The sequence below is a fragment of the Holdemanella biformis DSM 3989 genome, from assembly GCF_000156655.1.
GTDB lineage: Bacteria > Bacillota_I > Bacilli_A > Erysipelotrichales > Erysipelotrichaceae > Holdemanella > Holdemanella biformis.
This window is the reverse complement of the sequence record NZ_DS996846.1, coordinates 121,924-148,397: the sequence shown is the minus strand read 5'-3', so window position 1 is coordinate 148,397 and position 26,474 is coordinate 121,924. Positions and strand designations below refer to the sequence as shown.

At 35.4% G+C, this 26,474-nt stretch carries 21 protein-coding genes and 1 pseudogene; 13 read left to right on the top strand and 9 right to left on the bottom strand.

Translation table 11 applies throughout. From position 1 onward, the window contains the following. Window positions 1–7: 7 nt before the first annotated feature. Window positions 8–664: a PAQR family membrane homeostasis protein TrhA gene (gene trhA / locus EUBIFOR_RS09850; protein ID WP_003865900.1), complete on the bottom strand. Its 657-nt coding sequence runs from the start codon at window positions 662–664 to the stop codon at window positions 8–10. Window positions 665–772: 108 nt separating this feature from the next. Between trhA and EUBIFOR_RS09845 the strand changes: the two genes are divergently transcribed. From EUBIFOR_RS09845 to metK, 8 genes are all read left to right on the top strand, one after another. Then, complete coding sequence (locus EUBIFOR_RS09845; protein ID WP_003865899.1) at window positions 773–3,700, top strand: chromosome segregation protein SMC; 2,928 nt, start codon at window positions 773–775, stop codon at window positions 3,698–3,700. Continuing rightward, the gene (ftsY, locus tag EUBIFOR_RS09840; RefSeq protein WP_003865898.1) at window positions 3,700–4,659 is read left to right on the top strand and encodes a signal recognition particle-docking protein FtsY; all 960 of its coding nucleotides are present in this window, start codon (window positions 3,700–3,702) and stop codon (window positions 4,657–4,659) included. Before EUBIFOR_RS09845 ends, ftsY begins: the two co-directional genes overlap by 1 nt. Continuing rightward, entirely contained in the window at window positions 4,659–4,952 is a 294-nt protein-coding gene (gene ylxM, locus EUBIFOR_RS09835; protein WP_003865897.1) for a YlxM family DNA-binding protein, read from the top strand. The genes ftsY and ylxM overlap by 1 nt, the downstream gene beginning before the upstream one ends. 12 nt (window positions 4,953–4,964) lie before the next feature. After that, the gene (locus tag EUBIFOR_RS09830; protein WP_003865896.1) at window positions 4,965–6,164 is read left to right on the top strand and encodes an acetate/propionate family kinase; all 1,200 of its coding nucleotides are present in this window, start codon (window positions 4,965–4,967) and stop codon (window positions 6,162–6,164) included. After that, complete coding sequence (locus tag EUBIFOR_RS09825; RefSeq protein ID WP_003865895.1) at window positions 6,157–7,089, top strand: DHH family phosphoesterase; 933 nt, start codon at window positions 6,157–6,159, stop codon at window positions 7,087–7,089. The genes EUBIFOR_RS09830 and EUBIFOR_RS09825 overlap by 8 nt, the downstream gene beginning before the upstream one ends. Before the next feature lie 54 nt (window positions 7,090–7,143). Beyond that, on the top strand, window positions 7,144–10,176 hold the full coding sequence (locus EUBIFOR_RS09820; RefSeq protein ID WP_040466454.1) for a DNA polymerase III subunit alpha: 3,033 nt from the start codon (window positions 7,144–7,146) through the stop codon (window positions 10,174–10,176). Between the two features lie 3 nt (window positions 10,177–10,179). Continuing rightward, on the top strand, window positions 10,180–10,809 hold the full coding sequence (locus EUBIFOR_RS09815; RefSeq protein ID WP_003865893.1) for a lactate utilization protein: 630 nt from the start codon (window positions 10,180–10,182) through the stop codon (window positions 10,807–10,809). Window positions 10,810–11,074: 265 nt separating this feature from the next. Continuing rightward, window positions 11,075–12,169, top strand: coding sequence for a methionine adenosyltransferase (gene metK / locus EUBIFOR_RS09810; RefSeq protein ID WP_003865892.1), 1,095 nt, complete (start codon window positions 11,075–11,077; stop codon window positions 12,167–12,169). A 212-nt stretch (window positions 12,170–12,381) separates the two neighbouring features. On the opposite strand, the gene EUBIFOR_RS13305 is transcribed toward metK, so the two are convergent. The 3 genes and pseudogenes from EUBIFOR_RS13305 to EUBIFOR_RS09800 form a co-directional block, all read right to left on the bottom strand. Then, window positions 12,382–12,831 carry a hypothetical protein gene (locus EUBIFOR_RS13305; RefSeq protein WP_244264174.1) on the bottom strand — a complete coding sequence of 150 codons (450 nt, stop codon included), beginning with the start codon at window positions 12,829–12,831 and terminating at the stop codon, window positions 12,382–12,384. A gap of 63 nt (window positions 12,832–12,894) precedes the next feature. Further along, window positions 12,895–13,401: pseudogene (locus EUBIFOR_RS13585) on the bottom strand (M56 family metallopeptidase); the annotation flags it as partial. Between the two features lie 200 nt (window positions 13,402–13,601). Next, on the bottom strand, window positions 13,602–13,964 hold the full coding sequence (locus tag EUBIFOR_RS09800) for a BlaI/MecI/CopY family transcriptional regulator (protein ID WP_244264173.1): 363 nt from the start codon (window positions 13,962–13,964) through the stop codon (window positions 13,602–13,604). A gap of 140 nt (window positions 13,965–14,104) precedes the next feature. Here EUBIFOR_RS09800 and EUBIFOR_RS09795 point away from each other — a divergent pair, with 140 nt between their 5' ends. From EUBIFOR_RS09795 to EUBIFOR_RS13295, 5 genes are all read left to right on the top strand, one after another. After that, window positions 14,105–14,443, top strand: coding sequence for a hypothetical protein (locus EUBIFOR_RS09795; RefSeq protein WP_040466452.1), 339 nt, complete (start codon window positions 14,105–14,107; stop codon window positions 14,441–14,443). 18 nt (window positions 14,444–14,461) lie between these two features. Then, window positions 14,462–14,782, top strand: coding sequence for a hypothetical protein (locus EUBIFOR_RS09790; RefSeq protein WP_147587418.1), 321 nt, complete (start codon window positions 14,462–14,464; stop codon window positions 14,780–14,782). Window positions 14,783–15,087: 305 nt separating this feature from the next. After that, window positions 15,088–15,957, top strand: coding sequence for an NlpC/P60 family protein (locus EUBIFOR_RS12240; protein ID WP_003865887.1), 870 nt, complete (start codon window positions 15,088–15,090; stop codon window positions 15,955–15,957). Between the two features lie 759 nt (window positions 15,958–16,716). After that, window positions 16,717–17,418, top strand: coding sequence for a group II intron reverse transcriptase/maturase (ltrA, locus tag EUBIFOR_RS13300; protein WP_003865884.1), 702 nt, complete (start codon window positions 16,717–16,719; stop codon window positions 17,416–17,418). Continuing rightward, window positions 17,415–18,017 (top strand): group II intron maturase-specific domain-containing protein, encoded by a 603-nt coding sequence (locus EUBIFOR_RS13295; protein ID WP_003865883.1) that lies wholly within the window; start codon window positions 17,415–17,417, stop codon window positions 18,015–18,017. Before ltrA ends, EUBIFOR_RS13295 begins: the two co-directional genes overlap by 4 nt. Before the next feature lie 98 nt (window positions 18,018–18,115). Here EUBIFOR_RS13295 and EUBIFOR_RS09775 read toward each other — a convergent pair whose 3' ends face one another. The 5 genes from EUBIFOR_RS09775 to EUBIFOR_RS09755 are packed head-to-tail and all read right to left on the bottom strand — an operon-like array spanning window position 18,116 to window position 26,416. Further along, on the bottom strand, window positions 18,116–20,872 hold the full coding sequence (locus tag EUBIFOR_RS09775; protein WP_003865882.1) for a zinc-ribbon domain-containing protein: 2,757 nt from the start codon (window positions 20,870–20,872) through the stop codon (window positions 18,116–18,118). Beyond that, window positions 20,865–21,584 (bottom strand): JHBP domain-containing protein, encoded by a 720-nt coding sequence (locus EUBIFOR_RS09770; RefSeq protein ID WP_003865881.1) that lies wholly within the window; start codon window positions 21,582–21,584, stop codon window positions 20,865–20,867. The genes EUBIFOR_RS09775 and EUBIFOR_RS09770 overlap by 8 nt, the downstream gene beginning before the upstream one ends. Window positions 21,585–21,587: 3 nt before the next feature. Further along, a complete protein-coding gene (locus EUBIFOR_RS09765) occupies window positions 21,588–23,282 on the bottom strand; it encodes a hypothetical protein (RefSeq protein ID WP_040466451.1) in 1,695 nt (564 codons plus the stop codon). Then, window positions 23,251–25,149: a hypothetical protein gene (locus tag EUBIFOR_RS09760; protein WP_003865879.1), complete on the bottom strand. Its 1,899-nt coding sequence runs from the start codon at window positions 25,147–25,149 to the stop codon at window positions 23,251–23,253. Before EUBIFOR_RS09760 ends, EUBIFOR_RS09765 begins: the two co-directional genes overlap by 32 nt. Then, window positions 25,103–26,416, bottom strand: a complete 1,314-nt coding sequence (locus EUBIFOR_RS09755) for a tyrosine-type recombinase/integrase (RefSeq protein WP_003865878.1) — start codon at window positions 26,414–26,416, stop codon at window positions 25,103–25,105. The genes EUBIFOR_RS09760 and EUBIFOR_RS09755 overlap by 47 nt, the downstream gene beginning before the upstream one ends. Window positions 26,417–26,474 lie beyond the last annotated feature (58 nt).

Below are 26,474 nucleotides of genomic sequence, written 5' to 3'. Positions count from 1 at the left end.
TTTCTTTTTAGATAAAATACAGAATGGCTAACAAGTGGCAAATACTTGCTAGGATAATGAAAATGTGCCAGACAAAATGGAAATATCTTTTTTGTGGTTTTGAATAAAAGAAAGTTCCAATTGTATACATGATACCACCTAGGGCAATCAAAATAATGAAGATGGGCTGTGTTTCTTTAATCAATGTTGGCAAAATAAAGATGGCTAACCATCCCATCACCATATAAATTGTCATTGATAATTTTGGATAAGTTTTTGTCGCAATCGATTTTAATAAGATACCCATAATCACCATAACCCATTCAATAGCTAATATAGTATATCCTTTCCAATTATTCATAAGCTTTAAACAAATAGGCGTGTAGGTACCTGCAATAGCTAGTAAGATCATAATATGATCTAGCTTTCTAAATACATACTTGTGTGTTGTTTCATGTGGCATGCTATGGTAAAGACAAGATCCGGCAAACATGAAGAGTAGGCAAATCAAAAACACAGCTGTTCCAATGGTTTCTATAGTACCACCCCTTAAATATGCGCGAACACTATAATAAGGAAGTGAGAATAGAATCAAAATTGCCATAACTCCATGTGTAATACAGTTTCCTACTTCTTCACCAAAACAAAGAGGATACACATACCGCATACTATCTTTCTTGTTCATACACATACTATAACATATTAATTAATAATACACAATCTAGAAATAGATACTAGATATATTTTGCGTGTATTTTTTGGTATAATAATTCAGTTAGAGTGGAGGGTCTTGATGTTTTTAAAACGTATTGAATTACAAGGCTTTAAAAGCTTTGCGGACAAAACAGTGATTCAATTTGATCAAGATATTACAGGTATAGTTGGACCAAACGGATGTGGTAAAAGTAATGTAAATGACGCTATTCGTTGGGTGTTAGGTGAACAGAGTGTAAAATCACTTCGTTCTGGAACGAATATGTCAGATATTATCTTCTCGGGAAGTGAGTATAGAAAACCTGTAAATATGGCACGCGTTACATTGGTGTTTGACAATTCAACACGTGTTTTTGATTCGGATTTTGATGAAATCGAAATTACACGACAAATACTTCGCGCAAATAATGAAGCAAGTTATTTTATAAATAAAACCCCATGTCGACTAAAAGATATTAATGATTTGGTTATGGATACTGGTTTAGGTAAAGATTCCTTAAGCATTATTACACAGGGAAACATCTCTTCTTTTGCGGATGCTAAACCAGAAGACAGGCGTTCTTTGTTTGAAGAGGCTGCGGGTGTTGCAAAATATAAAAAGAGAAAAAAAATCTCATTGTCAAAATTAGAGCAAACAAAAGAAAATCTAGATCGTTTGCAGGACATTCTAGATGAGCTTGAAAGACAAATTGGTCCTTTGGAAAAACAAGCAAAAAAAGCAGAGAAGTATATTTCTTTAAGAGACAAATTATCAAAAATTGAAATTAGTGTACTTGTAGAAGATATTGATCAATACAATGAGAAAATCAATCAAATTAATAAAGAATTGTTTGATATTCAAGCTATGCATACATCTGAAAATGTAGAATTATTAAAGCAAGAAACGCGTTTAGAAAGTATTCGAAAAGAAATGTATGCTCTTGATAAACAGATCAATGAGTTGCAAGGAAAATATACAAAGGCGATGGAAGAAAACTATCAGCTTGAAAGACGTAAGATCGAACAAGATGAAAAGCGTAAATATATGTTGAAGGTGGCTGATAAAAAGGCTCGTCAAAAAGAAATTCAGGCAATGTTAGAGGAAGCTCGTTTTGAATATCAAGATCGTCATCAACGTTTGATGCAGACACAACAAGATTTAAATAATCGTCGTAATATTGTGAATGATCTAAAAACGAAGATATCGAAAGCACGTTATGAATCGGATCAGGCAAACAATATTTTGACACAACTTCAAAATCGTCGACAAGTATTAGAAAATATGATGAAGCAACCTTTTGCACACCAACAAGGTGTACGTTCTGTTATGCAGGCTAAAAATTCTTTATCCGGCGTTTATGGAGTTGTTAGTGAATTATTGATTGCTCATGCAGATAAAGCATTGGCGGTCAATGCTGCTTTAGGTGGAAGTATCTATCAAATTATCACTAAAAATGAGGCGGATGCAAGAAATGCCATTTCTTTCTTAAAAAGAAACCGTAGCGGACGTGCTACTTTCTTACCATTAAGTGTATGTCATCCTAGAAAAATGAATGAACAAGTCATTACGATTGCTTCAACAAGCCCTGGCTTTTTAGGCTTTGCGAGCGAATGTGTGGATTGTAAAGAGATCTTTGATCCTGTTAAAGAAAGATTGTTAGGCAATGTCATTGTTGTAGACACACTACAAAATGCCAATGAAACCGCAAAACGACTACGCTATGCATATAAGATTGTTACTTTAGATGGAGACATCGTTCATACTGGTGGTAGTATGACAGGTGGTGTTACGAAAAACCAAAGTACCCCTGTCACAATGCGTCAAGAATTAGATACAATTAATTCTAAAATTGAGGGGCAGAAAATCAAAGCCGATAGTTGTCTGAATGAAACAGATATACTTACACAAAAACTTCAAAAAGAAAATGATGCGATTGTAACTTTACAGATTGAATTGGCTAAATTAGAGAATATTTACGCAACAAAAAAGGCAAAATATGATTCAATTCTTGCAGAATACCAAGAACTAGGTGTCGATATTGAAGAGAATGCAGAATTAGCACAAGATGATTTAGTTGTGCAGATGTCCAAAATGCATGCGGTATTAGATTCATTGTCTTTAGAAATACAAAGTTTGCGTCAGTCACGCTTTGATAAGGGAAATGATGCGGAGCAGCTTGAAAATCAAATTCGTTTAGTTCGAAGAGAAATGAATTCTAAACAATCGCAAATCCATAATTATGAGATGGAAATTGTGAAGGTCAAAACACAATTGGAAAATGCATTGAACCGCTTAAGTACAGATTATGAAATGACTTATGAATATGCATTAACGAAAAAGGAAGATGTAGAAATTGAAAGTGCTAAAGAAGAAGTTATTCAACTTCGTCAAGCCATTTCTCGTTTGGGAAATGTAAACTTGGATGCTCCAAATGAATATAAAGAAGTCAAAGAACGCTTTGATTTTATGACAAGTCAAAAAGAAGATTTAGAAAAGGCAAGTCAACAAATTTTGGCAGCCATCGATGAAATGGATCAGACTATGATTAGTCAATTTACAGATATGTTTAATAAAATTAACGCGGAATTAGATGGCGTATTTAAAGCCATGTTTGGTGGAGGTCGTGCAAGTCTTTCTATGGTAGATCCAGATGACGTGTTAAATACGGGAATTGATATTGATGTTCAGCCTCCTGGAAAGATGGTTAAAAATATTCAAACATTCTCTGGTGGAGAAAAAGCATTGATTGCGATCAGTGTATTGTTTGCGATATTAAAAGCTAGAACAATGCCATTATGTATCTTCGATGAGGTTGAAGCGGCATTAGACCAGGCTAATGTAGAACGTTTTGCACGTTATCTATCGCATTATCGTGGTCAATCTCAATTTATTGCGGTAACACATAGACCAGGAACTATGGAACAGTGTGATACTTTATATGGTGTTACGATGCAAAAAGATGGTGTTAGTAAAGTATTAAAGGTGCAGTTAAAAGATGCAGTACATATAGCTAAGGAGGAAGAGTAATGTCGGTCTTTTCAAAAATCAAAGAAGCTTTCGTGAAAAGTGAAGATAAAGATAAGTATTTATCGGGTCTTGATCGTTCAAAAAAAAGTTTTGGAGATCGTATGCGTGCTTTATCCAATAACTTTCATGGAATTGATGATGATTTATTAGAACAAATCATGGTTATTCTACTTGAGAGTGATGTGGGTATTCATACAGCACAAAAAATTGTGGATGCGTTTGAATCCAATGGAAAACATGTTAAAGATTATGATTCTATGTTAGATTACTTAATATCTATTCTTTATGATTTTTATGATGAGTCAAGCGATGAACCAATTAAAATAAATGAAGAAGGTCCAACTGTCATTTTGATGGTTGGTGTAAATGGTAGTGGTAAGACGACTACAAGCGCTAAATTAATTCAATATTATAAAGAGCAAGGAAAGAAGGTGGCTGTTGCAGCAGCCGATACATTCCGTGCAGGAGCCATTGACCAAATTGATACTTGGGCAAATCGTTTAGGTGTTCCTTGTATAAAAGGAAAAATGAATCAAGATCCAAGTTCTGTACTTGTAGATGCTTGTCGCTATGCTAAAGAAAACGATGTAGATATTTTGATTTGTGATACTGCAGGTCGTCTACAAAATAAGACAAATTTAATGAATGAATTAAGCAAGATGCATCGTGTTGTTCAAAGAGAAATTGAGGGGGCTCCACAAGAAGTTTGGTTAGTTTTAGATGCGACAACAGGACAAAATGGTATTTCTCAGGCAAAAGTATTCTTAGAAGCCACAGATGTAACAGGTATTGTTTTAACGAAGATGGATGGAACTGCCAAAGGTGGCGTTGTGCTTGCGATTCGAGACTTGTTACATTTACCAGTTCGCTTCTTAGGTTTAGGAGAAAAACCAGCGGATTTAAGACCTTTTGATATTAATGCATTCTTGATGGGCATCACAAAAGGTATAGAAGAATAATGATTTCAAAATTAGATGCGAATGATTTATTTGATGTATACGGAGACTTGTTGACTAAACGTCAAAGAGAGATTTTATCTCTTTACTATGAAGAAGATTTCTCTTATACTGAAATAAGTGAGGAACTAGAGATTTCTCGTGCAGCGGCGATGGATTCGGTTCATCGAGCTACGAAATTACTGGAAAAATATGAAGCAGCGATTGGATATGTCGCTAAGAAAAAATTATTAGATGCATGGATTTTACAACATGAGGATGTTGAACAAATCGAAATATTAAAAGAAATATTTTAGGAGGATCAAAAAATGTCGATTGTTATGAGTGTTAATGCAGGAAGTTCATCATTGAAATTCCAAGTTTTTAAGATGCCAGAAGAAGAAGTTCTAGCACAAGGAAATGTTGAACGTATTGGTTTGAATGATTCTATTTTTGGAATGAAAGCCAATGGAGAAAAAATTGAGGAAATCTTAGATATCAAAGATCACGCAGTAGCTGTTAAAAAGTTAATGGAAGCTTTGATCGAACACAAAGTTGTAAATAGCTTAGAAGATATCAAAGCGATTGGACACCGTGTTGTTCATGGTGGAGAATATTTCTCTCATTCTGTTCCTGTAGATGCAGATGTAGAAGCTAAAGTAGAAGAATTATGTGCATTAGCTCCTTTACACAACCCAGCTGCATTAGTCGGATACCGTTCATTTAGAGATGCTTTACCAGAATGTAAACATACATTTGTATTTGATACAGCATTCCACCAAAGTATGCCAGAAGAAAACTATATCTTCCCACTTCCTTATGAATATTATACAAATGATAAAGTACGTCGTTACGGAGCTCATGGAACGAGTCATGAATATTTGACAAAACGTTTAGCTGAGCTTCAAGGAAAAACACAAGAAGAAATGAACATCATCACTTGTCACTTGGGAAATGGTGCAAGTATCACAGCTGTAAAAAATGGTAAATCCTATAAGACATCAATGGGATTTACACCTCTTGGAGGAATCATGATGGGTACTCGTTGTGGAGATATTGACCCTGCAATCGTTCCATTCTTAGAAAATAAATATGGTTATACACCAGATGAAATGGATACAATCATGAACAAAAAATCTGGTATGTTAGGTGTAAGTGGAATCTCTAGTGATGGTCGTGACATTGAAGCAGCTATCAAAGAAGGAAATCCACGTGCAATCTTAACTCAAAATGTTTACGTTAACCGTATTGTTGAAGTTGTATCAGGATACTATGGATTAATGGGTGGTGCTGATGCGATCGTCTTTGCGGGTGGTATCGGTGAAAATGACTGTGCAATGCGTCAAAGAATTTGTGATGGATTATCCGCATTTGGTGTTGTTGTAAAACCAGAAGACAACGATGGAGTTCGTGGAGTTGAAAAATTATTAAGTGCTCCTGAATCAAAAATGCAAGTATGGTTATTACCTACAAATGAAGAATTAGTTATCGCACGTGATGCCTACAAGGATTTGATGGCTAATGCCTAATGCTATTTTAGAAAGTGTAAAAGATTTTAATACAATCACAATCTTTCGACATGTTTTTGCCGACATGGATGCGATCGGATCTCAATTTGGATTGAAGTACTATTTAGAAAGTGCTTATCCAGATAAAAAAATCTATTGTTTAGGAAGTAATTGTCCTGTATCACAAAGAAACAATGTAACGATGGATGAAGTAGATGATGACGTAGTCGCTTCCAGTTTAGCTATTGTTTTAGACACTTCAAATGCAGCACGTATTGATGATGAACGTTACAAGTTCGCAAAAAAATCGATACGTATCGATCATCACGCACAAGTAGAAACCATTTGTGATGAAGAATGGATTGACGATAAGGCAAGTGCTACTTGTGAGTTATTAGCTTTATATCTTCAAGAAAATAAAGTAAATATTCCTGTAGAAAGTGCATTAATGTTATATTTAGGATTGACGGCAGACAACATTCGTTTTACGACAAATAATGTTCGCCCAGCTACATTTGATGCCGCAAAATACTTATTTGAACAAGGTGTAGATGTTACTAAAGTTGAACAACTTAACTTCTCTAAATCGATTGAAGATTACAGATATGAAACGGTTGTACGAAATCATACAATACTTAATAATAAATTTCTTTATTCGATTCTAGAATGTGAAGATTATGAAGAGTATGGTTTAAACTTTACAGATGCCAAAGATAAAGTGTATTGTTTAGCCGGTATTGATTGTGTTGAAATGTGGGCTTTATTTACACGCATGGAAGATCAAATTCACTATAGTGCATCTTTAAGATCAAGAAATATTCCAATTCGTGATGTAGCTATGGAATTTGGTGGTGGCGGCCACGAATGTGCAAGTGGAATCAAAAACTTAACGCGTGATCAAGTCGATCAAATTATCGAAATTTTATCAAATCGAGAGGTAGCTTAAGAAGCTATCTCTTTTTCTTATGCTATAATATCTACAATGGAAAGGTGGTATTCTATGGTTCACTTACATATGCGAAGTTCATATTCTTTATTGGAATCGCCAATTCGTTTAGAAAGTATGATTCTTCATCAAAAACAACTCGGATATAATCATGTTTGTTTAACCGATCATAATGTGATGTATGGAACGATGGAGTTCTATCAACTATGTAAAAAACATAATGTTCATGCGATTATTGGTTTAGAAGTTGATTCCATCTATAATGAAGAGCCCTTTCATTTTATTCTTCTAGCGAAGAATGATATGGGTCTACAGAATTTATATAAATTAAGTTCGATCATAAAAGAAAATGTATCTTTTGATGAAGTTATAAAGTATGCCAAAGATTGTGTTGTCCTTACTTCAAGTGATGGAAAAGATACATTTAGTGCATATATTGAACATCAGGATTTAGAAAAGTTAAGTGCGTTTGTAGAACTATGTAAAAATTCTTTTTCGGATTTTTATGTTTCCATATCTATGAATGATTCAGGAAAAAAAAGAGTCGACAATAAGATTTTGAAACAACTTGATTGTAAGTGTGTAGCACTGTCGCGTATTCTTTATGAGAAGAGTGAAGATGTAAAGTCATTACAAGCATTAAGAGCTATTGCTAAACAAACAAGTATAGAAAACCAAGGCTTAGATGTTCAATTTCAAAGATATTTAAGAAGTCCACAAGAAATGGAAGCGTTGTATGATGAATGTGATTTGTTGGCTACAGAACAAATCGCAAGAATGTGCAATGTTCAAATGGCGTTTCAAAAATCAAAGCTTCCAGTGTTTGAAAATAAGCTGCATATTGATTCTAGTGATTATTTGGTGAAGCTTTGTAAAAAGGGATTAGAAAAACGATTAAACGGGAATCTAGATGCAGTTTATATGAATCGTCTAGAATATGAATTGAGTGTCATTATCAATATGGGATTTACTGATTATTTTTTGATTGTCTGGGACTTTATCCGATATGCCAGAAGTAAAGATATATTTGTGGGTCCAGGACGTGGTAGTGCAGCAGGTTCTTTAGTTGCATATTGTCTTGGTATTACGCATATTGATCCAATTCAAAATAATTTGTTGTTTGAAAGATTTTTAAATCCATCACGTATTTCTATGCCCGATATCGATACGGATTTTCCAGATGACAGAAGAGATGAAGTCATTCGATATGTTCGCAAACTCTATGGACAGGATCATGTGAGTCATATTGTAACATTCAATACATTACAAGCAAGACAAGCTATTCGTGATGTAGGACGTGTGATGAATATTCCGGCAAGAATTGTGGATGAGCTTTCAAAAATGTTAAAGAATACGCCTAAAATTACGTTAATGCAGGCTTATAATGATAATGCTTTATTTCGAAAAAGGATTCAATCAGATCAAAAATTGATTGAATTATTTCAGATGTGTGTAAGTATTGAAGGATTACCACGCCATACATCTTTGCATGCGGCAGGAATTGTCCTTTCAGATCAGCCTATTGTGAATGTTTGTCCTCTTGTAAGTGTGGATGGAGATATACAAGCTACACAATTTACGGCAGAATATCTTGAAGATTTAGGTTTGATCAAAATGGATTTTTTGGGAATTCGTAATCTAACAACGATTCATGAAATTGTCACAAATCTAAAAGAACAGAAACATATTTCTTTAGATATGATGAAAATCAATTTAAAGGATGCGAAAACATATCAACTATTATCCCTTGGAAATACACTTGGTGTATTTCAATTGGAGTCTAGTGGAATTACAACTTTACTCCAAAAGATACAACCCAATAAAATTGAGGATATTAGTGTAGTCCTTGCTTTATATCGTCCTGGAGCGATGCAACATATTGATACATATATTGAAAGAAAAAAGGATCCTTCAAAAGTTGTATATCCACATCCTTTATTAGAGCCTATTTTAAAAGAAACCTATGGGATCATGATCTATCAGGAACAAGTTATGCAGACAGCCCAAGTAATTGGTGGATTTAGTTTGGCGCAAGCCGATACTTTGCGTAAGGCGATGTCGAAAAAGAAATTGGATGTTATGCAGAATTTAAAGGAACAATTTATTTTAGGTGCACGAAAGAATCGTATCAAAGATTCTGTTTCCAATGAGATATTTTCTATAATGGAACAATTTGCAGGTTATGGATTTAATAAATCACATAGTTATGCTTATAGTTTAGTCGCTTATCAAATGGCTTATTTAAAGGCAAATTATCCTTTATATTTTTATCAGAGCCTATTAAATAGTGTCATTGGTTCAGGTATAAAAACTTCGCAATATATTTATGAATGTAAAAGAAGAAATATTGTTGTGAATGGATGCGATATTAATCATTCAAAGGCTTTCTATACGATTGAACAAAATTCAATTCGTATGCCGTTACAAGTCTTAAAGGGTGTAGGAAAGACGATTTATCCAACAATTATTGAACATGTGCCGTATACAGATTTATTTGATTTTTTGGCTAAGGCAAGTATGTATAAAATCAATGAATCTACAATTCGTATCTTAATTGATGGAGGCGCGTTGGATTGTTTTGGATATAATCGAGCAACTTTAAATGAGAATTTAAGAAAACTGATGGATTATGTAAATATTGTACGAATCGAAGATCCTAATGATTTACGTTTTGATTTTAGTATTGTGTCTCGTCCGGGCATTCAAAGAATTAAAGAGAATCCAATTCAAAAAGCGCAAAAAGAACAATATGTATATGGCTTTTATGTAAGTGAGCATCCTGTACAATCTTTACGTATGCATAAATATCCAAATTGCATTCCATTATTGAATGCGGTAAATAGAGATGGATATATGAATATTTTAGTGCGTGTGGCATCTTTTAGAACACATAAGACAAAAAAAGGGGATTGGATGTGCTTTATGAGCGTAGAGGATGAAGCCGGTAAAATGGATGCAGTTATCATGCCTCGTTTGTATGAACAACAAAAAGAAAACATTCAAAAAGATCGTATTTGTTTGATTCAAGGCAAGAAAGATCGTCCAACATCAATTGTAGTAAATAGAATAGAATGGATCGAGGTGTAAAAAATGATCACAAAACGAAATGATTTATTATCTAAAAAAGTGATTCAAGGCTTAAAAAATAGACATATGAATGGATATTATGTGCATTCGAAACAAGAAGCTTTGGATTTAGCATTTGAAATTATGAAACCAGGTACAAGTGTAGGTTGGGGAGGCTCAGATACTTTAAATAAAATAGGAATCAAGGAAGAACTATATAAAAGAAATTTTAAAGTTATCGATCGTGATAAAGCTAGGGATGCTGAAGAAAAGTATAAATTAGAAAGAGATTGTTTTTATACAGACTACTATTTAATGAGTACGAATGCCATGACAGAAGATGGAATTTTAGTCAATATGGATGGGCATTGTAATCGTGTGTCATGTTTATGTTTTGGGCCTAAACATATAATAATGATTGTAGGTATGAATAAGGTCACAAAAGATGTAGAGAGTGCAATTTCTCGCGTAAGAAATATAGCTGCACCAATTAACAGTCAACGATTTGCTGGAAATAGGCCGTGTCAAGTTACGGGTAGTTGTGCAAATTGTTTAGCCCAAGGTTGTATTTGCGACCAATTGGTTATCACAAGAAACAGTATGGAACCTGATCGTATTCATGTCATTTTAGTGGATGAAGTATTAGGATATTAGAAAGAAATGGCTATACAATTTAGCCATTTTTTGATATGTGTATAATTATAATGATGAATTTCTTGCATTATTTGTAGTTTCATGTTTTAATCTTTATGCGTAAAAAAATTATCCAGAGTTGAAGTAGAGAGTTAGCTCGTTGACTTCACGCCAACCTGACAATATGTTAAGGTGGTCCTGCTAACAGCGATAAGAAGTATAAAGATTTGTAACATACTTCTTAAAGTATGTTTTTTTATGGATAAGCAAGAGAAGAGGAGACAAAATGAAAGACTATATTTTTACAAGTGAAAGTGTTACTGAAGGTCATCCAGATAAAATTTGTGACCAAATTGCCGATGCGATCGTAGATGCTGCATTAGCTCAAGATCCATATTCAAATATGGCTGTTGAATGTACAATCAAAGATGATTTTGTATTGATTTATGGTGAATGTAATACAAAAGCAGAATTGGATTATGAAACAATCGCATTAAATGAAATCAAACGTATTGGATATACTGAAGAATATCATGTACATACTGTTGTAAACCAACAAAGTCCTGAAATTCACAATGCCGTAAACCGTGATGAAGTATGTGCTGGTGACCAAGGTATTATGTTTGGATATGCATGTGATGAAAATGATGAGTACATGCCATTAACAATCTACTATGCACACCTTTTAGCTCGTCAATTGACAAAAGTTAGAAGACAACATCCAGATTTGTTAAAGCCAGATGGAAAAACACAGGTATCTGTTGAATATGAAAATGATGAAATCAAACGTATTGATACAATCGTAGTTTCTACTCAACACTCAAAAGACATTACGCAAGAAGAAATTAAAGAATTGATTATGAATGAAGTCATCAAACCTTGTATTGATGAAAAATACTTAGATGAAAACACAAAATATTTCATCAACCCATCTGGAAGCTTCGTTGTAGGTGGATCATGGGGAGATTCAGGAACTACAGGACGTAAAATCGTATGTGATACATATGGTGGACGTGGACGTATTGGAGGAGGATGCTTCTCTAGTAAAGACCCTACAAAAGTAGACCGTAGTGCGGCTTACTACTCTCGTTATGTAGCTAAAAACATTGTTGCCAATGGCTTAGCTCGTCGTTGTGAAGTTGAAGTTGCGTACGCAATTGGTAAAGCACAACCTGTATCTTTATGTGTAGATACTTTTGGAACAGGTAAATTTGATGATGAAAAACTATTAGAAATCGTTAAGAAAAACTTCAATTTTGAAGTAGGAAACATCATTTCAGAATTGGATTTAAGAAAGCCAGTTTACCACAAAACATCATGCTATGGACACTTTGGTGATCCTCAATTTACTTGGGAAAAAGTTAAAAAGTTAGAATATTAATCGATTGGAGCGGCGCAATAAATTTGGATGTGGTTAGGTGAATTTGCTCTCCAAAATTTTAACAGGAGGCATATATCCCAAAACTATTTATAGCTGATATTGGACTTGGACAACGTTTTATTTGTCTGGGTCCTTTTTTTCAGGCATTTTAATGCGTAAGTTATCCTTGTTGAATAAAAAAACGAAGACTGTGGTAATCTTCGTTATAAATTTCAGGCTGACATCCAATCGGAAACCCAAGTGTTTTTACATGCATTATATAGCCTTCTGTATACATAACCATCTTCTAATTTATATTTCCATCGGTAAGTAGTTTGTTTTGAATTCTTGATGACTGTATTCTGTGTATTTGTGATTGATTGAATGTTTCGGGTTTTTCCAAGATCTTTGTATGTTGGTAGTTTTTGTTCGTCTTGTATTTCTTTTAAGTTGGTATATCCACCTAAGATATATTGATTATCTAAATAAAATAATAAGGATGGAGGATTGTTTTTGTTTTCAAATATATACGCATTTGCATTTGTGATTTCAAATGTATTTTCTGTTAACTCAGTATTTGTATAATATCCAGAAATGTTTATAAAGGTAGATAAGAAACAGATCAATATAGTTGAAACCAAAATAACAGTATTTGTTTTCTTTTTGTGTAATCCTTTCATCATGTAATGGATTCGGTAATTAAGAATGAATCCGTTTGAAGAAATATAGGACGTGAATGATTTCTGAGAGGATTGCCTCTGAATTTGAATCAGAGTCTGCATATAGGCAAAGCTTTCTTTTTCATCAAGATTTTGGATTATAGAATCATCAGTTTTCATTTCTAAATATAGGAAAATATATTTTTTGAAGAAATATATGGGGATAAACCACCAGTATATGCAGCAAATAATATTTAATATGCCTTTGATTAGATTGTGATTCTTCTTGATGTGGTAACTTTCATGTGCGAGGATTGAATTTAAATCCGATTCTGAAAAGTCAATTTCAGGAAGTAAAATAGTTTTGTGTAATCCAATCACACAAGGTCCATAGATCAAATTTGATTTGTATACAGGATAAGATTGTCTATATCCAACAATTTGGCTTTGCTTCATTATTTTTTTGTAGATATATTCTGTATGAATATAATCTTTTATGAAGTAGATCAAAAAGATTACACTTCCTATAAGCCACAATAAGATCAAAAGCTTTACTATATATGTTTGATCGAAGAAATCCAAAAGTGGATTCATTACTTTTTGGATTGGAATATAGATCATGTGTTTATGTTCAAACGGAAACAGTAAGCGAATAAAAATCAGACATATGATTAATAAGAGTGCATCTGTACGAAAGTATTTATATGCCTTTTTATGTCGTAGTATAAATCCAAAACACATTATGAATAAAGTAACACTGCATAATCCGGAAAAGAATGAAGTCAAGGAAAATGTCATTTTAATGCTCTTAATTTTTTCTCGATGAGTTTTTGAAGTTTTTCTAATTCTTCTAAATCATCCGTATTATTGACAAAGTTACTGGCTAATTGAAGTCTTGTATCATTGTTGATAAAAGAATCTACATATTCAGCTTGTGATACGAGTGGTTTATACTTACGTGTTAAAGATTTGTTGTTGAAGGCAATGTCGTACACTTCAATAAAACGTATTTCTAATAAATGGCGCAAAGCTTGTTGGATAGTGTAAATACTCAATTCTTCATTAGAGGTTTCTCTAATTTCACTTGCTGACATTTCAATGTGACTGTCCCATAGAATGTCCATAACACTTCTTTCTTTTTTTGTTAGTTGTATCATAATTATCACCCAATATAATTCTAACATTGTTTCAAAAATTTGCAATATAAATTAAAACACGAAACGCTTGCAAAAATATGCAATCGGAATATAATGAAGATAGGAAACGTTTTCGCAAAAAAAGAAGGAGGAAAAGACTTATGAAAAAGAGAACAATGCACATTTTATGTTTATCTGCTGTTGTAACAGTTTGTACCTTTAAAGCATTTGCAGCTAGTTATCATGAGCCTATCCAAGTAGAAGGTCCTACTATAAATGTTGATGCCGATTCAAAGGTACAGGCTCAACAATATGTGGATTTTAAATTTAAAGGATTGAAGAATAGTCAGCATATTATTCTAGTAAAAGATGGTGGCTATTTACTGAATGAAGATGGTTCAGATGTGGATAAATCTGATTTACAGGATGGGGATCGAATTATCACAGTGAAGCAGGCAAAAGAAATTGAAAAAGCATCATATTTAGAGGATGAAGATTAATGGATGGGAGGTGAAACAATGAAAAAGATTCGACTATTGATTCCTTTGTTTATTGGTTTAGTTGCTGTTACAGCTTATCCAGCTTTTGCAAGATCGAGTGAAGAACCGGTCAATGTTGAAGAAGTGAATGAAGCAAATGAGGATGTAGGCTATTTTCCTGGATGTGATGATGATGAAAAAGTGATCCCATTAGGAGATGGCTTTCTAGGTGGAGAAGCTTACTTACAAAACGGGGATGAAGAGATCTGCTTGAATAGTGAAACGGATTCGAGTGCAATCACTGTTAAAGAAGCAAAGGAAATCTTAAAAAGCAGACAAGCAGAGTCTGACAATCAATAACTTGTACTAGCATTATAAATTTTGGTGGAGTTAGGTGAATTTTATCTACAATAATTTAAAGTGCGGTATAAGTTTCAAAACGTATTATAGCTAGTATTGGACTTGGACAACATTAACTTGTTCAGGTCCTTTTTGTAGTTTTTATTTCTACTAAAAAGTGCAAAAAAATGGGACAGACTTGTTAATAATGGCAAATTAAAACAAATTAATATGTTAAATTGTGGGAAATACGGGTATTCTTTTGACACTTTGGACTAAATAGTGTAGCCTCTTTAATTGTGTGAGCAAGGAGGAGGCCCATAACTATGAAAAAATTAGTCCAAGCATTCGTAAGTTTGATTATTGCTACATCTACATTTGGAGGCGTTACAAATGTTGCAGCAAAAGAAAACACACCAGCTTATAAAGTCGAATATCAAGATGCAGATTCCATGAAATCTGTATTTAAAAAAGAATTACATAAAAAATATGCGAATGTAGAATTTAAGAAGAAAACAAAAAATGTTTCTGTATATGAATCAAAGAATTATAAGGTAAAAGTTAAAGATTTAGATATTGATACAATTGGAAAACAAACTATTTCTATTGAGGGAGAAAATAAACAAACAAGTGAAAAACATAGTGCTGAAGTAAAAGTAAAAGTACAAGATACTACAGCTCCTGAAATTACTTGTGAAGATGTTCTTACAGTTGAACAAAATGAAGTTTTCGATATCAATAGCTATGTTTCTTTAAATGAAGAAGGAACGATTCAATTAACGGACAATATCAATACGGCTGATGTAGGAACATTCACAACAACGATTAAAGCCAAAGATACAGCTGGTAATGTGAGTGAAAAAAATATTACAGTTCATGTTGAAAAGAGTTTTTATCAAAAAATTGCGGATGCTGCATTAGCTCAGATTGGTGTATATCAAGATTGTACAATGTTAGTCACAAATTCTTTAGCTGCCGTTGGAATTCATTTCCATGGGGCACCCACAGCTTATTTAAGTTTAGGTACATTGACAAATAATCCAGTTCCAGGTGATATTTGTGTATATCAAGGGCATGTTGCATTATATGTCGGTAATAATCAAGCTGTTCATGGTGGATGGCTAGGTAACCAAACTGTTTTAACAAGTGTAGCATGTGGGCAACCATTTATTGGCTATGTTCATGTAAATCGTTAATGAGATGAGAAATTCGTGAAAAGTAACTGAAAAAAATTTTTAGGTGGTTTTGTACAAAATTTGAACAAAACCCCCATGTAAACTTAAATTCAAAAAATGAGGAATTTTGGAAAAAATGAACAAAACCCCCATGATAACTTAAATCTAAAATTCAGGCAAAAATTGTTAAAATGAACAAAACCCACAAAAAAAGTATGAGTTCAAGAAGAATTCATACCTTTTTTTTGCGTGTGCCGGGCATGGCATGAGTTCAGTTGGAGTTAAACCAACCATGGGTAGTTACCGCCAAGTGTAGTGAACCACAAGCCGTTGGCAGTGATGTCATGGGTGAAGGAAGTGGTGTAGCAATTCTTTTGAGCGTACGCACAGAAACTTGATGAGGCTAAATGGTGGATGAGATTGCATTACAAATCGAAGTCCAAAAGGTAAACGTAAAACCAAGACAGTAAATCAAGACGTTGTGAAAGAAATAGGACCCATGTCTTACCCCGGGAGGTCTCATGGACAAGGAATTCTAGTAAACTTTAAAATCAGTGATAGTACCCTTGTAGCGAAAAAGGTTAACCATGAGAATTCAGATGAAGTCATAGTAGGTAGCAATACTGAAGGACTGAAACGTTTATAGAGTGCGAATCTCTATTAGCAATGTTTGGATAGTCCGAATATGAGAATAGCCTAGAACTATGGAACGTAACCATAGATGGTAAAGGTAATTGGGATGTTTCCAGATAAATTTACAGATAGAAGGAGGAGCAGCAAATGGAATTGATTGAAAAGATTTTAAGTGAAGAGAATCTACAGAAAGCAATCCGAAAGGTCAAGAAGAACAAAGGTGCACCAGGAGTGGATAAAATGACTGTGCAAGAGGTTGAGGAGTGGTTTAATCAATATAAGGAAGACCTAATTTCCAAAATTTTGAATAAACAATACAAGCCCATGCCCGTCAAAAGAGTCTATATTCCTAAGCCAAATGGCAAACAAAGACCATTGGGTATACCAACCGTTGTAGACCGAGTAATCCAACAAGCTATGTTACAAGTGCTAAGTGAAATCTATGAACCCGTATTTAGTGAACACAGTTATGGCTTTAGACCAAATCGTAGTGCACACATGGCGATGGAAGAAGTGCTTAGCTATCTAAATGAAGGCTATGAATGGATTGTTGACCTGGATATTGAGAAATTCTTCGACACAGTAAATCATGATAAATTAATTTCAATCTTAAGAGAGCGTGTCAATGATAGTAAAACATTACATTTGATACGAGCTTATCTGCAAGCAGGAATTTTGGATAAAGGACTAGTAAGTAGTTCTACTATTGGAACACCACAAGGTGGTCCAATTAGTGTAATTCTTTCAAACATCTATTTAGACAAGTTTGATAAGGAGCTAGAATCTAGAAATCTTCGCTTCGCTAGGTATGCCGACTATACTGTATCATTTTCGTTAAAAGTGAAATGAGTGCAAATCGTGTAATGAAATCAGTGACATCGTGGCTAGAAAGAAAACTATTCTTGAAGGTTAGTGCAACAAAGACTAAAGTAGTTAGACCAACTAAAGGTCAATTTCTTGGTTTTACATTTTACAAAGCTAGAACAGTGTGGAAATGTACTCCTACTAAAGATAGGAAGAAACGTCTGTACTCAAATATTCAGAAATGGATGGAAAGAAAACATGCAGTTTCAAGACCTCTATCAGTTACATTTGAAAAATTGAATCAAATGGTCAGAGGTTGGATACAATATTTTAAAATCTCAAGTATCAAAGGATTCTTGGATAAATTTGGCCAATGGTTGCGACATAAAGTTAGATGTATCATCATTAAACAATGGAAAAGGCCAATGACTATATACAACAATCTTGTGAAACTAAATAAAGCATGTAGAAGTAATCTTACCCACGAAGATATATTTAAATGTGCTAACTCTAGACTCGGATGGTATAGGAGAAGTTGTGGAAATATCGTAAACTTTCTTCTTTCTCCTACTGTTCTAGGCATAAAGAAAGGAGATAGGCCAGGTTTGGTCAATCCCCTTATTTACTATCTTGAGATTTTGTGATTCGTTATAGTTTCGATATAAATGTAGAGCCGTATACGAGACCCGTACGTACGGTTCAACGGGAGGGGCGATAATTTTATTTTATCCCTCTACCCTATTTACAACAGGACATGAGTTTCACGCATTCTCAAACCGCTACAGTATGTACAGGAAGTCATTCCACGAATGTGTTTCTCTACCCACATGTTGACGCTGAGTAAATATTTTCGTCCACAGTCTTTGCACTCCCACCAGACTCTTGCAGTACTGCTAGGCAGAATCTCATCTGGGAAGATGCCTAGCAGAGTGTTTTCGTTTTCAGCCCATTCATCTTGAATTTCAGGATAAAGGTCTAATAAACTGTTAAAACCTGCCTGAGCTTTTTTACCAGCACAGGCTGGGCATAAATCACCTGATGCAACTCTATCTCGTACAGAAGCTTTGTACGTATAGCCACAAGTAGGACAAATCCATTCGGCTATATAAGAACTGTTTGATAGAACTTCAGTAGGTTTCTTATCATTGTCAGGAGACCAGTCTTTGACTATATCAGGATGTTCATCTGCAAAAGAGTTGAAACCAGGTTGGGCTTTTTTACCAGCACAAGCAGGACATAGGTTGTCATTAGCGACTCTATCTTTGATAGTAGCTTTGTATGTATAACCACATTTTGAACAAATCCATTCGGCTATATAAGAACTGTTTGATAGAACTTCAGTAGGTTTCTTATCATTGTCAGGAGACCAGTCTTTGGCTATATCAGGATGTTCATCTGCAAAAGAGTTGAAACCAGCTTGAACTCTTTTTCCAGCACAAGCAGGACAAGAAGCATCTCCAACACTTCGATCTCGTATTTTAGCGTAATATTCAGTACCACATTTTGAACAAATCCAATATACTTCATATACCTGCCATTCACCAACTTCATTTGCCTTTTTGTCATTTCTAGGCGAAAATTCACTGGCAAGTTGTGGGTTGGTAATCGTTAAATCATTAACTCCTGATTTTAATTTTGTATGGTTGCAATATGGACAGGAATTATCGCCGATTTTACGTTCATTTACAGGATACAAGTAATCTTCCCCACAAGTAGGGCATGTCCATAATACTTTTCTGCTTGTATCAAAGGCAATCTGACTTGCTGTTGATTTATTATTTACAGAAAATTCTGAAGCAAGTTCTGGATTTAAAGCTTGAAGAGAAGTTTTTTCTGGGTCAACACGTTTACCTTCACAGACAGGACAATGGAAATCATTTTCAACGAGCTCTCGTAATGTGCATTTAAAATGATGACCATTAGAACAGACAAAATGGTAACTATTGTCAAGCGTTGCTAAAACTTGATCAGGTCTTTTTTCATTCTTTTCATAATCCCAGAATAAAATTACCGCTGGATAAATCGTTGCTAAATCATTACTACCTTTTTTAAGTACAGTTCCACTGCAAATAGGACATTGCCCATTTAATTCGACATGTCGTATAATAGGCCGTACAAATGAATGACCGTTCTTACACTTAAAGTAAACATTTCGGTAAGAAACAACAACTTCACTGGCTTTGTTGCCATTCTTTTCTTCGTCATAATCTTGTGCAAGTACAGGATAAAGATGTTCAAAGTCATTGTATCCTTTCAGTGCTTTTTTATTTTCGCAATAAGGACATCTAAAACCTTGATCATGAATTTTGTAAAATGAAGCCGTGAATTCATGACCTTTTTCACAGATCCAGTTTCTCGGAGTATAATCAGAAACAATAGCATCTTCATAAGGAAGCGTGTTATCTTTGGCATAAAACTTTTCTAATTCAGGATATCGTTCCTTAAATGTCTTATTACCATAACAGGTAGGACATTTGCCATATCCTTGAACTCTTACATTGATAGGAGCTTTCCATTTTGTTCTACAGTCAGGACAACACCAAGTAGCAAGATATTTGGAGTTAGGTGCATATTCATATAGGGTTGATTCATTTGATGAGGCCCACTCTTTGATTAGTTCAGGTGCTTTTGCTCCAGCACTATCTTCACGACGGACTTTAAAACCGTTACAATATGGGCATCCTATAGTACCATTTTTTAAAGCACGAATCATGTGCCCAAGTTTTTGTTCATATTCACCGTGCTTTGGACAAATCCATAAAAATTTTGCTTTTACCCCTCGTACTTCGTTTAAAGGTATTGGATTATTTGGAGAATATAAAGGCACTAGTTCCGGATAATCAACATCATATCCATCTTTTCTGCGGATTTTAGCACAGGCAGGACAAGCAGCGATTCCGTTATTACCATTATAGCGATGTGCACGTCCATGAATAGGAGCATCCCATTCAAATCCACATATATGACATTTCCAATGGATTCTTGTTTTTGAGCCTATTCCAAGTTTATTTAAATCAATATCAGGATTCAATTCATCTGATGTATCCAATGCGAGTTGAGGGGAAACTGTTCGGAAGTCATTTACTCCTTTTCTTATAACATTATTTGTCTCGCATGCTGGACATTTGTCCGTTCTTAAACGTCCACATATCTGAGTCCTCCATGAATATCCACATTTAGGACATTTAAACCAGGCATATTCATTACTTCTTGCAGGAGTGATTTCAGGATCAAGTGTGTTTTTTTCTTTATCCCAGAATTTCATGATTCCAGGTTTTGAAATAACCATTGTTGAACGCTTTTTGCATTCTGGACAGGTTGTGTTTCCTCTAGACATATTAAAAACTATACGTTCAAACCGATGCCCATGTTCGCATTTCCAGTAGGCTTTTTCGTTGCACATCGGTCCAATTTTGTATGGATCGAGCGTGTTCTTTTCAAAATCCCAGTACTTCAGGTACTCAGGATGTTCTTCCGCAAAGATTCTTTTCTTACTCATCGTCAAAACCTCCCATCAGATCCTGAATAGAATCTACTGTATCGTCTTCATCTGAAGTGGTGGTTTGATTATCGCCGATTTCAAGTACTGATTCAGGAGTAATCAGCTCTGATTCAACACTTTCAGGGTTGACGTACAGGCCAAACAAAGAGTCCAGTCCTTCTTTTTTCAGAATCTCATTTGCGATATCTGGATAAACATACGTATCCAGAACCTTCTTCATTTTTGAAAGCATTTCCTGTGAATACCGATTGATTTTATTGGTATTCATCTGCTCTAATTCAGCAACCTGATTCTTTAAATTGTTGATTTCAGAATTCATACGAGTGATTTTAGCTTCCAGACGCTCTTTGTCCCTGAGAAATTCTCCAGCACTGCGGCATACTTCGCCATAATAGTTGTCTCGTTGAATGAGAGCATTTTTCAAGTCACTTCTTGAACGGTTCAGATTCAGAAAAGCATCGACATCAAGCTGTCTCCATGTAACGATTGTCGTTTCCAATGTCACCTGATTACTGGCGTTGATTTGGTCAATATATTGTTTGGCTTTTGGACAGCGTCGAATGGAATACGCCTTGAAATTAGGGCGTCCATGAGTCCTTGCATATCGCTCAAGGTCTGATGTTTTAATCATCCTATTTGGATATTCCAGATAATATTCGTTGATTAAAGCAATAAGTTCGTCTTCTGTGAATAATCTAGGTCGTGCCATATATCAGTCATCTCCTTCATTTTCTTCTTTTTCCGTGTTTTCCAGCAGCATCTGTTCCATCTTGAATCGTCTGTACGAATACTCGGCGTTTTGAAGCTTTAAAACCGCCTGCTCGATATCTTCTTTATTCTTCTCATGCATTCTGTATTCATGGACGATATCCTTCAGTGTGGCCAGCTGAATCTGCAAATCGTTTCGGATGTTTTCTTCTGTCTTTTTGAAGCTCGTTCCTGAATTTCTGTAATAGATGCATTTTTCACAGCTGCCAATATATCCATTGTCATCTGCGATATTCAGGCAGTACGAGAAGTCGTGTTCTGCCACCTGTGGATTGCAGCAGAACCGGTTGTCACCAAGAGGTATATAGTTTTTGGCAAGCAAAGGCTGATTGTATCGTTTACTGATTGAATACGTCTGTTTGCCCTGAATCGTCCTTACATACTGTCTTCTTGCCTTACATTCCACATATTCAGCTACATTGCTGAAATAAAATGCTGTCATGTTTGTATTGTCATGACCTGCAAGAATAGAGGCAATCATAGGAGGAGCTCCTTCCATGACGATATTGATCATAGCCAGATGTCGTGTATCTCCAAGGTAGATGTATTCGATATCGTTTGAAGTCAGGTTGTGCAGGGACTTGTCATAAACGATATGATATCCATATCTTTCTGAAACAATCTGTTCAAAGAAATATCTCAGACAGGTACAAAGGTTATGATAGGTAAAATAGCGGCTGTTGTAGGGAATACACCTATCCCACTTTCTATAGTGCGTATCAGCAATAAAGAGTGTGTACAGTTTGTTATCAGAATACTTTTTCGTAGCTTCCAGATACCAGCTGATTAAATCGGCAAACTTATCAGGAACGGAATACGTAACCCTTTCATAATCTGTCGATATCTTATACGATACTTTCCTGTTGCTTCCTTTTAATTTGTCTTTGACGATTGTGAGCGTCCATGAATCACCTGATTTTTTCAGGCAGTTTCTTGGAGTCAGAACAAACTCACGAGGTCTCATAGGAAGAACACCAGAAAGATTCCACCACAAATAAACAGGGAAGTAGAACAGCTTTTCATCCTCATCAGTAGATTCTTCCCAGAACCGGCTTAGAATGTCGTTGAATTTGAAATAGGATTCAAAGGATGCCAGTGTCCTCTGATGTGTTGGGGCTCTTTTTCTGAAATCGTCCTGAACATCTTCCAATGCTCTTAAAAGATTGTCCTGAATCGAATCATCACTGATTTTAATAAGTGAAAAGAACTCTGAGATTTGATTACACGTATTATAGTAGTAATCATCAACGAATCTTGGCTTGTTAAAGTCGTAGGATGCGATGAAATGCTTTAGCTGTCCAACAAAATCCCGAAGTGTTGTGAAGGCAAGTTCGCCAAACTTGAATATCGTATAGGTTTTTACATAATTGATGTATTCATGCTTTGTGATACCAATGGTATTTAGAAATGTATCACAGTCAATATTCTTTAAATCAAAGTTCAATCCGTAATTGGCGTATTCATCTGTTACACTCCAGCTTTTATCATCAAAGTACCCACTTGTGATAACGCCTTTTTCCTTGTAGCTTAGAAACAGTCTTTTAGCTTCCTTATAGGAAAATTCATTCAGTTCGGGAATCATGATGACTGATGTGATGATGTTGTTTCTATTGATGTTGTTGTCGTTGTTGCTGCTCATTTATAGTTAGCTCCTTTACTAGATTGTTCATTATGCTGAATTCAGTATCGCCGTAGTTTTCCTTGATACATAGCAGGACATCCTGTAATTTAGGCAGAATGGTTTGAGTAACGATTGTCTTTAATCGGTCTTTTTCAATTTGAGTGGTTGCTTTATCGTACTGGCTTTTAAGGTCCAGTGACATTTGTGCCAGCTGGAATACGGTCGTTTTTGTCGATACTTCATACTGACAGCCAATACATGTGCTTTTTTCTTTGAAAGGGCACTGCTTTTTCATAGCAGACATGATGCACAGGCTTCCTTCAGTTTTAGAGAGTGCCTCGTCGTTGCCGATACGGTGAAGAATGACAAGAATCTCCTGTTTGTTTGCTGCTTTGATGATTTCGATTGCTGCCTGTTTGGATTGATTCGTCGCTCTTTGCATGACGCCGATTGAGTTTTCAATTTCCAAAGGAGACATAGAGAGTTCCTTTATCAGCTTTGTCTGGTTCTCTACGCCAAGTTCTTCGAATTTATCCTTGTACAGCATTTTCAGAAGCATTGTGGCAATGTTTGAAAGTACGCCACGCTCCAGCAATTCGTGTGCAACAAAATCGGCAGTGTATCCAGACATTTTTTGGTCTTGCAGGTATACTCGTGTCGTATTTGCAAATTCTGTAAAGCTTCCTTTGTGTGAACGAGCTCTTGATGCTAATTCATAGCCTTTTACGTTGAAATCATTGTTGGATGCAATTACATCTCTTGTCAGATACTCAATCATCTGAAGGAATGACTTGGTTGCCTGACGACAGTGGAAGTTGGATTTGATGAACAGATTTGCAATCTCATCGCCCATCGCTTTCTTAATATCTCTGTATTCACGGATAACTCGTAGCAGCGGCTGGCTTTCATCGGCTCCAGACAGCTGAAAATGTGCTTCGGCAATTGCAAACAGAGTACCGACATGCACTTCCAGAGATGAAGGTACATGAAAATGAATGGTCGAAATTCCAGAGTAGTCTTTCGTCTTGTTTGGAGTCAGCTGGACCGCATTTAAATACACATTTATGGACAGCAGTGTACGTTTTGCATCTTCATCTGTGAATTCGCCCTTTTTGACTTTCTCTAATACTTCTTCAGGAGAGTAGGCAAGCTTGGGATGCGGAAAACGCAGTAAGTCCGTAGTTCTCAAAGCACATAGAAAATGCAGTGAGATAAAGAGCCATGTATCAATGAAATCCTTGGATTCGGCTGCTTTCAGATACATCTGATTCTTTGAAATGTAGTCAGCGTTCAGCATATGATAAAGAACATTTAGATAGAAGTTCAGGTCATATGCTTCATTGTTCTTGGCTTTTGAATAGTTGTTTACCTGATAGAGTCCATTAAAAGCGGTTCGGATACTTCGGCTTTCGCTCAGCCAGTTGATGAAGAAAACGAGCACTTCGGCGTCACATCTTTTCAGGTGTTCTGATGCGTCTTTTAACAGATACTTGATTTCTGTGTTGCTGGAAAAAGCAATCTCACCAGGAAGGTAATAAAGCATAAAATCCAGAACACTTATAATAGAGCTTCTGTCAACAGTGACATCTCTTTTGAATCTATTGAAATACCCAAAAGTCTCAGGGAATTCCTTTTCAAACATCTGAATAAGCCTTTCATATTTCTGGTCAGGTGTTTTGTTGAATGAGCTGAAGTAGCTGACGATTTCATTTTCGTTGTTGTTCCATGTCTCATCCGAGATGTAGAGTTCTTTGTTTATGACTTTGGGAGTGTCATTGAACCAGTTGTTGAAAACGAAATATTCCGTCAGTTTTGCAGTGCAGTCCTGATAGGGAATGTTATTCTGTAGTGCTAGATTCTTGATTTTCTGGGTTAGATTGACCATAAATTTTATTTACCCTCCATGTGTTATAGCTCCAGATTTCATCTTCAACACTGTCAAGCTGTTTGATAAGCTCGCTCTTGTTCTGTAGATAGGTGTTGGCAGATTCTGGACTTCTGTCTCCTCTGTATTTCATGATTGTAGGAAGCTGTTCACCAAACTGAACAAGCTTTACCGTAAACCAGTGCCTGAATATATGCGGAGTCAATGAATGAGTGTACAGCATATGCCCGTAAAGCTGTGTGCTCGGGTTGTCACTGTGAATCATTATTTCTCTGGCTTCACAGATGACCTTTTTAAATTCACGTAAATAGGCATTATATGTGTAAGCTTTGCCGTATTGATTCGTTGTCAATGGACCATAATCGGTTTCAAACTTTCTGCCTTCAATAAAATCCATATAGATTTCATACAGCGTTCGAAATTCGGCAAGAAACGCTGGATATACCTTTTGTCTTCTGTGTTTTTTTATACCGCCAACAGGTACATCGTCACTGCGTAGACGAACTTCTTTTGTCAGGTCGATTTCGATATTGTAGATTTCATCGCCAAATAGCTCGAAAAAGATTCCGCCGTATTCTTCTCGGCGTACATTGCAGGCTTCAGAAGGTCTCAGTCCTGCAAAAGCTCCCAGAGCAGCAAGCATCAGAATGTTTGTATGCCTGTCTATGATCACCTGCATAATGATCTGGAAAGCTTCTTCTGTAATATCCCTGAATATTTCATTGACGTTTTCCTTGTATCGAATCTCAAACGCAAGCTGTTCTTCCGTTATGACACGTCTTGCCTTTGTACTGATTTTCTTGACTTTCCTGTAGATCTTCTTCCAGTCTACTTTTGTCTTGTGATTCTGACGTTCCAGTTCATGTACAAAGCTCAGAACATAATTGACACACCTGTTCACTGAGGATTTGCTTCTGGATGTATTTTCATCATCATTTGGCAGAGTGCATGAACCATAGCCTTTTAAAAAAGAGATGAGCATTTCGGCTGTTATATCTGTCAGCTTCGTAATGGAATATTTCTCAAAGAATACATAATTGAGAAACTTGCATACATATAAGTACTGAGGTCCATCGTTGCTGTCCAGATGTTTCAGAGGAGTTCCTGAGCCTCCAGCAAACATATCGAAATTGGTGAAAGCAACCGGAAGTTTTCCATCTTTGAGAACTATCAGTTTTCGAGTTACTAATTTATCGTTATCTACAGTCAGAACATGATTGTAGATACCAAAATGCAGTTTGTTGCTGTTTGTTCTATTTCCTTCCATAAGCCATACCTCCTAAAGTGCGTTGTACGTTACAAAGTCTATAAAGAATATAACTAAA